The organism is Nocardia sp. CA-084685, from assembly GCF_050955785.1.
Taxonomy (GTDB): domain Bacteria; phylum Actinomycetota; class Actinomycetes; order Mycobacteriales; family Mycobacteriaceae; genus Nocardia.
Genome location: NZ_CP192094.1, coordinates 8,136,031 through 8,148,807, shown reverse-complemented (window position 1 = coordinate 8,148,807; position 12,777 = coordinate 8,136,031). Strand labels below are relative to the sequence as shown.

Sequence of the window (12,777 nt, the reverse complement as noted above, 5' to 3'; positions counted from 1 at the left end):
ACGGTGGTTGGCTGAAACCGCTGGTGCACCTCTGCCGACCGCCGAGCAGTTGCCGGAGTCGATGGCCGACGAGCTGAACCGGATGCTGCTTGCCCGGCGCAGGCAGGAGTTGGAGGGTATCGAGCAGCCCAGTGCCGAGAATGTGCGAGACCTGGCCGAGGTCGACAACTGGATCAATCGGTTGCTGATCGCCGAGCGGTGGGCCACCCACCTGCCGGGACATCCACGGGTTCGGTTGCTGCGCTTGAACTTCGGCGACCCCCAACAGGTGGTGCTCACCATTGGGGACCCGAAATCCACGCAGGTGCCGGAAGTTCAGGTCCACGTCTTCGGCAGCGAGTCCGACGTGGCAGCCGATGACGGTCTGAATACAGTGCTCGACCACGCCTCGCGGGCGACGCCCGCGGATCCGCCGACGGCGGTGCTGTGGTGTGGACGGGACGCGAGGGGACTCGAGGCGTTCGTGACGGAGCTGGCGTCCGTACGTGGCGTGCAACCCTGGTCGAACACCGATATCACAGTTATCGGGCACGAAGAGGCTTCCCGAGATGTGATGCGTCCCCTGAACAGGGTTGGACTGAGCACTCAACGCCATCAGGTTTCCTCCAGCGCATCCATGCCCGAGGCGACGGTGTCGCCGGTGAACGATCCGGAAAAGATCATCCGCGACGCATTGCGGTGGGCCGGGATGTCGAGCCTCCAGGACATGGTGCTGCCCGCCGGTGCGACTGCGGACGAGGCGGCCCAGGTGGGTGCGGCCAACGCGAGGAGGTGGCGCGGGTGGCCGAGTTACGTGCGAGAGCTGCTCAGGAGGCGCCATCCGGAGGTCTTGGCCCAGGCCGTCGGTCTACCCCACGAGGTGCGTCACGAGGCCAACCAAACAACATTGGCGACCGATACGGCCGAAGCCGACGCGGCAATCGCCGCTGGGGCGCCGTCCGATGTCGCACACCGGCGGCGAGTCGCGGAGGTCAGCGACACGGACCGAGCGATAAAAATGGTTCGACAGCTCCTGCGGCGTGAGTTGGACGAGCATGGGGTTCAGTTGTTGTCGCGCACCCGCCTCCCGGACGGCGATCTGGAACTGAGGATCGGCCTCGGAAAGCCCAGCGCTGCGGACACAGTGCAGTGGCTCATGCTGGGCAGCGCGAAGACCGGCAATCTGAATTCGCCGATCTCCCTGGTGACCACGCAGTTCCGGATGCTGCGGCGGTCGTCGCCCGATGCCGCACTGGTCTTCACCGTCCGGGTGGCCGACACCGATCGGCCCGCGGGTTCCGGTGGTGTGGCCGAGTCGGCCACGGCCGAATCGGCAGCCGAGCGGTTCGTACTCGAAATCGTGGCCGAGCATGCTGCCCGCCGGGCGCTGCACCCGTACGGACAGCGCCCGTACGGCCATCTTGTCGGCCTGCCGGCCGGTGTACCGGGGCTACGGCATGCCGCGGCGCTGCTGTATCGGCGGCGCGAGATCGACGCTGTATCAGGGGATTCGGCTCCGGTCCGGTCCTCGACCCCCGTCGAGAGTGTCGCCCTGTTGCTGGCGGACGCTCAGGCAGAGGCGGCCGAAATCCGAGGCGAGATCGATCGGCTGATCGCAAACCTGCGGTTCGGCGGCTCCGCTCCGCGGCTGCCTGCGCAGGCACTGGAACCCGACCGGATAGATGACACCTTGCAGGATCTGCTCGCCGCGGGAAATCCCGCTGCGGGCAATGCGGCGATTCTCGACGAATGTGCTGGGCTCGCAGCACAATTGCGACTGGCTGCCGCGCTGCGGAACCGCCTCGGCGAGTATCGGCGCACGGGGCGTGACGCACAGCTCTCGACCGCGCTGAACCACCGCCGACAGATTCGGGAAGCGGTGGGTGCGCTCGCTCGGCGCCAGGTCCTCGCGGTGCGGATCGCCGATGTGATCCAGGAAGCGTTGTCCGACAGCACCAGCGAGCTCGACGCGGGCTCGGAGCTCTGGACTCTGGAAACGCTGAACGAGCTGGACCTGCGCCGGGTTCGGGACTGGGTCTCCGAACTGTCGGCCTCGGCACGCGCTCCTGAGCATCGGAACCGTCTTGTCGAATTGATAACCCTGGCAGCCGAATTGGCGATTATCGATATCGAAGCCGCGTATCTGCGCTCCCAGACTTGGGACTCGGTCGAGATGTCGAGCATCGGCACTCTGGAAAATGCCGTGGCGGAGGCCTATGCGCATCGTGGCGCCCTGCGGCGGGGACTGGAAGGGCAGTGCGGGGCCCTTGATGTGCCCATCGGCACGGGCACCGACCCGGATCGGGTGAGCAGGCTGCATGACGAGTTGCTCCGGGATCTGGGTGAACGGTTGCGGCTGCCGGACAGGGAAGTGGATCCGCGTCGGATACATGTCGCGATCGAGTTCCTGAAAACCATGAACGACCCGCGCGTGGCCGAGGTGTCCAGGCTGGAAAGCCGCCTGCGCGGTCTGAATCAACTGCTGGCGAGCTCCAAGCGACATGCCGCAGCTGACGAGGAGCTGCGATGGTTGGTGAATCAAGCAGACCTGCTGGCCGCCGGTCGTACCGTCGACGTCGCGCCTGACGACCTGGCCGTTTTCGCCGTCGGCATCGGCGTCGACATGGACGTGTGGGCGGAGGAACAGCTCGAGACCGCGCTGGCCGAGATCACCGAAAAGTACCGGCCCGCACTGCCTCCGCAGGCCCCCGAGGCGCCCACGATCCGGACCGTCCCCGAGGCCGACATGGCCACGACTGCTTACGATGTGGATGCGGCTCATACTCCCGAACTGGTGTGCGGCCCGAAGGTCCAGCAGGTGATCGTGGCCGGTGCAGGGGAGGAGGCCGCCGCCGGAATGAATCCGGCCTCGGTCGACGACTGGGAGATCATTACAGCGGGGATGACCGGGGCGGTGTTCGCGAAGGGTTTGGATGCGGACTGGGAGTCGAACTCGTCGTTGACGGGGCCGGCGGCGCTGGCCGACTTGGTGTGGCAGGTCGGTCTGGACGACAACGACGTGTCCATGGCCGCGGCGGTGCTGGATATCAGCGGTCAGGGTTTCGCGCACGCGGTCGCCGTGGTGTGGGTGAATCAGGCGCTGATCGAGGAGTTCCCGCAACTGCAGGGGCAGATCGGTCGAGTCGCGGTGTTCGACAATGGGTACGACGAGACCGACGGTGGGTGGATCGTCGGTGATGTCGCGATCACCCGGTGGATACACCGCGCCGGTCCGGATGTGCGGAAGGTGCACCGCCTGCTGTTCGGTGACGACGGCGCACCGAAGCAGAGATTGGGCGATCGGCAGCCGATGTCGCTGCTGGGACCCGCGAAGCCGGTGGGTGCGCGGATGGCCGGGCCTCCGAATGAAGACTCCGGCGGGGGAGACCCACCACAACTACCGCTGTGGCGTGCTGTGGCTGTGGATGCCGCGGTGTCGGTCCGGACGGTGTTGTCTGTGGTCAAGGGAATGCCGGTACCCGGTGTGATCGGCGCCCGGGTCGCCGCGGCGGCGGACGACCACGGCCTGGAGTTGACCGCGCCGGTGTCGGCGGATCCGGAAGTGGAAACCGAGTCGGATCCGTGGGCGACGGCGTGGGATGTGGCCGCTGCGGCTGGGGTTTCGCCCGCGACGGTGCGAGAGGTGGTGTCCCGGCGTGCGTCGGTGCGCGACCTGTCGCACCGTCGCGTGCTGGCCGCCGCCATGCAGTTGCGCTACCCGGACCTGCCGATCAGCCTGCATGCCGTCATGCGCCGAACCGCGGCGATCGCTGCGGCTGCCCGCGTCGACGAGGACGTTGTCGTTTGGGTGCTCGATGGGCGGCTCTCGGTCGAAACTGCGTCCGGGGCAAAGGTTTTCGAGACGCTATTGCAGCTGGTCGAATGGGAGGCTCAGCCGGCGCGCGGTGTCGAAGGATTGATTTCCGCCTCGGCACCGGTATACGCGGCAGCACCGAGGAGAATGCCGGATGCGCAGCCACCGGAAGGGGTGGGAGACGGCGTAACATCCTCGGCCGCAGGTGAATTCGATGCTTATGATGCGTTGGAGCAGCTACCCGAGCATGCCCGCATAAAGAAGGTGGCGGACAAGGCCGGGGTAGCCGAGGTCACCGTCGTGGATCTGCTGGCAGGTCTGGAAATCGACGAGCGTGTCGCGCAACGGATTCGGCGCGCCGCCACCCGGATCGAGTCTCGGTTGCCCCACCCGCGGACACCGGAGGCGGTCGCGTGGATTGCCGGGACCTCGGTGAACGCGGTCATGAAGGTGCGCAACGGTCAGCCGTTGCACAACGAGTCCGTCGAACAGCGCGTTCGTGATGCACTCGGGCTCGTCGGGCCCCTGGTTCCCGGGCAGCGCCGAGCAGACGCCACACCGGGTGCGGACCGAACTGTGCCGGGGCAGCGGCAACCGGAGACCGGGCCGGGTCGTGCGGATGGGCTGCTGCCCGGACAGCGGCAGCCGGAGGGCGAGTCGCCCGGCCGTCCACGCGGTTTCGTCGAATTGATCGCCGCCATGCTGCCGCAGTGGGCGACGGCGCAAATCGTCGGTGAGCAGGCGGCCGGCACCACCCAGGACGGTGCCACCACGCCGGTGACCCCGGATTCGGACGACCGGCGAGCCGCGTTGCTGCGCGCCGCGCAGAGCGGAGATCGCGATGCCGTCCGCGAATTCCGTGCCGCACAGGACGCCGCGCTGCTGGAGTGGCTGAAGTTCGAGGTGGAGGACAAGGAGGTAGCGGCCCGGCTGCGAGAGCGGGTCTTCGATCTGGTCTTCGCCAAGACGCTGCCGTCGGGACAGCGATCCAACACCTGGTTCATGAGCCAGATCGGCCTGGTGGTGGCCGAAGAACGGGCGCGCCGAGCACTCACCGAACGGGTGTGGGCGTCGTTCCTGCGCGCGGCCGGGGTCGACGACGACCTGATCGCCGGTGCGGCTTCGGGATCGGCCCCGGGCGGTCCGCTGACCGCCGTCGCGCCCGAGGTGCTCCAGGCCGCGCTCGCGTCGTTGGCATCGCCGGACGAGCGGTGGATCGTGTGGGAGCACCACGTCCATCGGCATGATCTGGATACCCTCGCCGCGGCCACACAGCGGTCGGTATCGGAGCTCGAGGAGCTGGAACGCCGGGCGGTGCGAGCGTTCGTCACCGAAGTGCGGTTGCTGTCGGACCCGAATGCGTTGATGCGCAGCGTCGATCGGGTCGAGGGTGAGGACAGCGAAAACGACCGGCTCGCGCACGACATGGAAGCGCGGATCGAACAATTGGCCGGCGAGGTCGCCGTCCAGCTGCACGAGAGCTTCCGAGAGCTGTTCCGCGACACCGAGACGACCTACACCAAGCAGCTGCGAATGCCGGACGGTTCGAAGATCCCGGCCGGCACACCGAAGAGCGCGCAAGTCGATATCGCGAATCTGACCTTCGAGAAACTGCCGCAATACTTCCAGAAGGTGAACCGGCGCCGGGCCGAGATCGCAGTGCGGATCGCGCTGGCGGTGCAGGCTGGTGGCGTGGATCTGTCCACACCGACGGCACTCGAGTTGGTCGCCGCGCAGATTCACGAAACATGGGTCGACGAACAGGTTTTCGTGCAGCGCGACCCCGACGTCACCTCCGAGCAAATGCAGCCGTTCGAGGGCCTGACCGTCGATGAGGACCTGCACGCCACAGACCGAGCGCAGAGCATCCTCGCCGCCGAGCTCGCGATCCGAGCACTGGCCCCACCGGCACTGGATCGCGCCGGTTGGCAACAGCGCCGCCACGAGGTTCTCGAAGAGTGCGCCGACCTGATGTATTGGTACGGCTGGCACGATTCGCCCGACACCCAGGCCGCGCTACCGCCGACGGAACCGACGGACGGACTGCCCGCGAAGTCGCTCCCGAAACCACCCGCGGTACTCGGGCTGGCGGCAACTGTCGTGGACGTGGTGCTCGCCCACACTCCAGGAGCGCGGGTGACGCTGCGGCCGCGCGTGGAGGGCAGCGCGGGTGGCCGGGAAATGCGGATCGATGTCGTCTTCACCGGGGCGGCATTGTCCGACGAGGCGATGATCGCGGCCTCCCGGGCGCTGGGGGAGTTGCCGGACCGCTGGCGATTCGAATCCGACAGTGACACCGATACTTTCCGGATCGAATTCGTGGAGCGTCCAGGGACCGGCCTGGAGGAGGACCGCCGCAAGCACGAGCAACTACTCGTCGGAATGGGGACCGGTGAGCGGCGGGCCGAGCTCTCGAAGGTGCGGGCCTGGCTGGTCGCGATCCTGAAAAAGGACAAGTGGCCGCAGGATTCGATAGACCAGGCCGAGCTGGCGATCTCCGAGTGGGCCTCCAACGCGTTGGACCACACTCAGGGGCCGGTGCTGGTGCGCGCGACGATTATCGAGACGCCGGGCAATGCGCGGGCTCCGAAGCGCGTACTGGTGGAAGTCCTCGATGTCAGCAGCCACTTCCCGCCACCGATGCCGAGCGGCGGGAAAGCCGCGGAGCAGGAACAGATCAGCGAGATCCCCGACGATGCCTCGTCGGGCGAGCGGGCCGACCTGTTCCTGGCCAGCTTGGAAGAGGGCGGTGACTTCGACCTGGGTTTCGATTTCGATCTGTCGGCAGCCGACGACCTCATGGCGGCCGAAGACGAAAGCCCGGCCGCCGCCACCGAGACGGAACCCGAAAAGCCGGTCGAGGACCGGAAGGTGGAGCGCAACCGCGGCCGCCTCATCGTCGCCGCGAGCGTGGATCAGCTGGGCGGATATGTACTCGTTCAGGACCGGCGCCATCCGTATCGCAAGGCGATGTGGTTCAGCATCTTCGCACCGGCCCAGGAAACCTCGCCGGCCGCCGATCCGCTCGAGCCGGTACCCACCGACATCTACGGAACCCGTGCTCTGCTGGCCGAGAACACCGATATCGACCCCGATACCCGGGCCCTGGTGGCGGCTGCCGTCGACACCGCGGTGGTGACGTCGGCATTCGAGATGGAGCGCGATCCCGCAACCGGCGCCGAGCGCGACGTCACCGCCGGTACGGAGCGCGGCTCCGGTCTCTATCGCTACGACCTGTACCCGGCCAGCGAAGTGCGCACCGAACAGCACCGGCCCGGGCACACCGCGGATGCCCCGGACTCGTCGGGCACCGGACAGAACGAGTCCGCGTACACCGGGTACCGGCTGGATCTGCTGGATATGGCCGAGACCGGCACGGCCCGGATGAGCTTGCGGGTAGTGGGCGGCGAACAGCTGGCGCTGGAAGTATCGGCGCGGCTCGATGACCGCCACCCGAGGCGTATCACCGCACTGGAACAGGTGATTCGCCGCCTGACTCAGGACTGGGCGACACCACGCCAGGCAGCCGACGCCGCAATGGCCGGTGTCGGCCGTCGGATCCGCGACGCGGTCGCCACGGGTGCCGCGTACGCGCACGCGTCGATATCGGGTGCGCCGGGCGAGCGAACCCTGACCGTCTGGAGCAGAACCGCGCAGGGACTCACCGGTGTGACGGTGACCGAAGCCGACGGAGCCGTCGCGGATGCGGATCTGGCAACGGCTCCGACCCAGGTGAATCAGGAAAGTGCCGAAAAGCCGGTCGGGACAACGAATTTCGCAAGCGGATTCGCCGATCTCCTGGGCGCACCGGTAACGGTGCGCGCCGCGAGGCGCAATGGCCCCCCGACCGAACACGCCAAGGTATGCGGTCGCGAAGTAGAGCTGAAATTCCAGCAACTGCTGGGCGCCAACGGATCTCGGATCACTCCCGCACCCTTGACCGGCGAGCTGGTAATGGACGGCATGACCGACCGGTCCTTCGCCGCCGGTCTGGCCGCGGGCTGGCGCGAGCAGCCGTTCGGCCGGGGCGTAGCCGGGCTGGAGAAGGCCCTAGACGCGGTGCGCAACGGCGAGATGCGCCGCGGAGACCGGGCCGCCATCGCGGGCGTAGTCGATCACGGTGCCATCGGCGCGCACGCCTTCGCTATCATGCGCGTGAACACGGCACTGGCCGAGACGAACTCGCAACTGCGCGAAGGCGATGTGGTTGTGTTCGACAACGCCGATCCCGTTGCGGCCCGCAATGGTGGCTGGGTTGTCGGAGATACGGCGATCGCGGCCTGGATGCAACGCGTGACCGCCGGCAGCGACGCCGTGATCAGCGGTATCGAGTTCGACGAAAACCTCGACGCGGTAGTCGATTTCGCTGAGCGCCCGAGTATCGGCCTGGCCGGTATGGTCGGCGCGCCGCCGGAAGCCGCAGACAATAACTGCGCCACTCGGGTGGAGCAGGCGGCTCGTATCCGGTTGGGCGCCCACGGCGCGAAGATCCGGCCGGTAATCGTCGAAGCGGGTATGGACGGTCAGACCGACGAGGAGTTTGCGACCTCCCTGCGCGGCGGTTGGCGCCGAGATCCCGATGGCAGCCCGAGTCCCTACGGACACGGCGTCGTGGGCCTGCGAATGGCAGTGAACGCGGTGAAGTTCGACCATCGGAGCATGGTCGCGGCGGTGGTCGAAGTCCTGCAGCCGGTCCTCGACCGCGGCGTGGGGCGGACCGAGCAGATCGGCCATCACGCCATCGCCGTCACCAAGGTCGACGAGGCTTTGGCCGACGCCTATCCGGTCCTGCACGACCGGGTGGGCGAGATCGCGGTTCTGGATTCCGGCGATCCGGAGGCGGTGAACGGCTGGATCGTCGGCGAAACCGCCGTATCCGACTGGCTTGCGCGCCAAGCCGACGCTGTGGGCCGGGTCGATGTCATCGAATTCGACAGCGAGGGAGAGCCGGTCGAACACTGGAGTCGCCGCGCCGCCCGGCTGTTCCCGGCCGGTGAAGAGCATTGGATCGCCGGGCGAGCGGATCTGAGCGTCACCGCGGATCCGGTCCGCCCGCATGAGCTGATGCCGGCCCCGCCTGCCCGGGTCTCCGACCCGACCACCGATTATCGACGTCCGAAATCACCTGGCGCGGCGGCTGCCGCACGCGAGACCGACGTGGCGGCGGAGCTGAATCGGCGGTATGGCAAGCAGCTCACAGATCGGCTGTCGGCCCAGACTCGCGGCAACCGTGAAGTCGTGGCAACCGTTGCGCGCGACACGTTCGAGCGAGCGGCCCGGGAATATCTGACACGCGGGCAACTCACCTCGAAGCGGATTCTCGCCATCGCGTCGGAACGGCTCGCATTCGACCACTTCCGACGCGAGTACTCGCACTTCCAACGCCGGATGTCCGAATTCCTGAGGTACTCTCCGCTGGCCGAGCGGCTGGCGCAGGTGGAAGCGGACCGGATGTGGGACGCGTTGATCGGACTGCGCAGCCAGGGCGAACGCACGATCGTACTGGGCCGGTTCCGCGACGGGGAAGCTCTCACCGCCCTGGCCGAGACCACCGGTTTCGACGGGTCCGTATTGGTCGACATGCTTCGTTCTGCCATTGCGGAACTGGCCGGAGCGCTCGATATCGAGGCGGCGCCGGTGCAGGCACCCGTTGAGCGGGAGCCACGTCCTTCGAGCCGTCCGTCGATCGCCGCGATCGCACAGGAAACGGGCCTTTCCGAGAGCGCGGTGCACAGGGCTCTGAGGAAGCAGCAGGGGTCCGCGGAGACCAAGCGCGTTGTGCGGCAAGCCTATGAGGATCTGGGCGGCACGCTCGCTGATCTCGACGACAACGCATCCCACCCACTCTTGGACCACGCGGGCCGACCGTCGGCCTTCGCGATCGCGCGTGAGACGGGGCTGTCCGAGAGCATTGTGTACAAGGTTCTCAACCAAGGGGGCGGTTCCGCACAGGCCAGGCGCGTCGTGCTGCAGGCATTCCAGGATCTGCAGGCCAGGGCGGCCGCCATCGCCGAGCAGGCATCACACACCGACACCGAGCAGACTTCGCGTCCGGCGGTTCGACCGTCGATCCCCGCGATCGCGCGGGAGACCGGATTGTCCGAGAGCACGGTGTACCGGATTCTCGGGCAGCGCAAGGGCTCCATCGAGAACAGACGGGTTGTGCTGCAGGCGTATTCGGATCTGGGCGGTGCCCTCGCCGATATCGCCGACCTTGTCGATGCGGCGCCGGCGGACAAAGTCCGGACCGTAACGCTTCAAGATGTGGCAAGGGCGGCCGGGGTTGTCCCCAGCACGGTCAGCAGGGTGATCAATGGTCTGCCGGTGTCCGAGGAAACGCGGCAGAAGGTGACCGAAGCGATCGCCGAAACCGGTTACCAGCCTCGCAAGCGGGGGCCGGTACGTCCGGGCGTGCGAATGCGGGTCGGGCTGGCCGAGGTGGCGGACGCGGCCGGAACCGGCCTGGCACAAGCACACCGAGCCCACCACGGACGTCCGGTGGCCGCGAATACCGCGCGGCGGCTGGCAACAGAAGGGGAGCGGCTCGGTTTCGACGTCGGCACCCCTCGCCGCCGGGTCACCATCGCTGATGTCGCCGAGCGTGCGGGAACGAGCTCGACGACTGTCGAACGGGTGCTGGCGAACCAGTCTGTCGACCTGTGGACCCGCGAGCGGGTGCTGCAGGCCATTCGTGACCTCGGCTACCAGGTGTCCGGCGGGTACGGCCGTGGCCGGGCGACCGCCGCCGACGGCAGCGTCGTGTCCTGGGAATGGGATCGGATCGGCGCCCATCAGCACCGGGGCGAACGGATCTGCGGTGCGCTCGTACAAGCGGAGGTCAAGGATTTCTTCGGCCCCTTGGGCGGTCGCATCGAACCCGCGAGGGTAACCAAAGACCTTGCAGCGCAAGGGATGACCGGGTTCTCCTTTGCCCGCGGACTCGATGCGAACTGGGAGGATTCGCCGGCCGGTCACGGCCTGAACGGCTTGAAAGCCGTGGTGGAACACGTGTGGTCGCATGGCGGTGCCATCGCCGGCACGATGGACTTCGCGGACAAGGGCGCGCACGCGTTCGCGGTATTCAAGGTCACCGCGGAATACGCGGCCCGCAACGCACATCTGAACCTGAAGCCCGGCGAAGTCATCGTTTTCGACAATGCCGTGGGCGGCATCGTGCGCGGCGCCGATGCGGACACCTGGATCGCCGAGGCCGCGGCCGCCGGTGCGACCGAGATCAACTGGATCATCTTCGAAGAGGCCGGTCGGCCGAAGGATCCACTCGGCCCCGAACGCCGGCCGAAGCCGCGCCGTGGTCCCAAGGGACCGATCGGCGCGCGCCCACCTGTCGAAGCGTCAGGATCCGACGGCGACCGCCGTGCCATGCAGCGCGCCGTGGAGGAGGAGCTCGAGCGCACCGGTGGCGGCGAGCAGCTCACCGGTCAGATCGCCTGGTTCCCGGAGCTGAACCAATTGTTCGTGGTGGCGCGGCGTGACCAGCATGTGGCGGCATTGAACGAATTGCTCACCGAACATGAGGAATTCGCCGACGCGCTGTGGCGGCCCGGATTGGGGATCCGGTATGTGCGAGCCACAGCATGGCCCCGCGGCGAGGTGGAATTCGAGCCCATCACCCGTGACGAGGCGGAGGGCCCGTACCGCCGCGCGACATTTGAGGAAGCCTGCGGGGCTTTGGTCGAAGGCTACGTGCAGGCCCGCAAGGCAGGCACTACCGCGGACTCTCTCGAAGACTGGCTGCTGTTGCTCGGCGACAATGTGTTCTACCAGAAGAAGGACGTACCGACCCGGCTCCGCAAGGGCGCGTACAACGCGCGGAAACCGGAATACGATGCGCTCCGCCAGGATCCGACCGCGATCAACCACGTCAACGACGAGTCGACAGCCGACCTCCCGGATACAGACGACATCTTCGTCGGTCGGCTCCGCAGCAACATCATGGGGATCGGCTACCGGATGGCGGAGGCGGACTCGATGGTGGTGCCTGGCCATCCCGCGGAGGTGCTGCACCGCCTCTACCTGCGCCAGATACCGCTGCCCGAGCTGACGCGACCGGAATTCCGATACGACGAGGAGTGGTCGCTCGGTGTGCGCGCTCTCGGGTACCCCAAGGTCGCGGTCAGCCGCGACTACACCGGCTACGGGATGCGTGTTTCCAAAAAACAGAATGCGTTGTCCGCCTTCCTTGCTCGTGAAATAGATTTCGCGGACCGCTACTCCTTTGAGGTGATGGACAGGATTCGTGCGGCGCTGCAGGGCGCTACCAAAGACCTGCCCGCGCGCCGTCGGGCGGTCGCACCACCACCGCGGGCGGTGTCCGCGCTGCCCGCGGCAGCCAAACCGTCGCTACTCGCCCCGACCGAGTCGTTCGAAAAGAATGCCTGCAGTCGGGTTATCGACCAGGAGATGAGTCACTACCACAGGCGGAACGACGGCTGGCGCCTGGACCGCAAGCTCAGCCACCATGTCGTGTCGTATGACGGTATGGGGTTTCTGCTGGTCGTCGCCGCTGAGAAGGGCAAGCACCTGGAGGCGCTCGCCGAGCTGGCCATGGACAGCGACTACTACCGAGACGTGCTGTGGCGCTCCGGAACCCACATCCAGTACTTGGAAGTAACCGCGCACCCGGACGGCAGGGTGCATACCCGGTCGATCACCCGCGACGAGGCGGAGGGCCCGTACCGTCGTCCGACCTGGGACGAGGCCGTCGCCGGGCTGGTGTCGCAGTACCTGACCTTGTGCTGGTCGCGGCACCAGGACGGTGAGACCGCGCCCTCGTGGCGTAAGTGGCTTGGTTTGCTCGGCACGGACGCGTTCTACACCGAAGAGGAGGAGGCGAAGCGCAGGCAGAACAGTGAGGTGGACTTCAACCAGAAAAAGGAGCGAAACGACGCGCGCCGCCGCGACCCGTGGGCGCTGAACCACCAGAACGGGGCGTGGGAATCCGACCTTCCGTATTGGGACGAGGT

1 protein-coding gene (only partly in view) is annotated in these 12,777 nt (G+C 67.2%); it reads left to right on the top strand.

The whole window is internal to a LacI family DNA-binding transcriptional regulator gene (locus tag ACQP2U_RS36125; protein ID WP_433711634.1) on the top strand: the coding sequence, 100,644 nt in all, runs 45,074 nt past the left edge and 42,793 nt past the right edge, and what appears here is coding positions 45,075-57,851, spanning codon 15,025 (partial) through codon 19,284 (partial); the first codon wholly inside the window starts at position 2. The start codon and the stop codon both lie outside this window.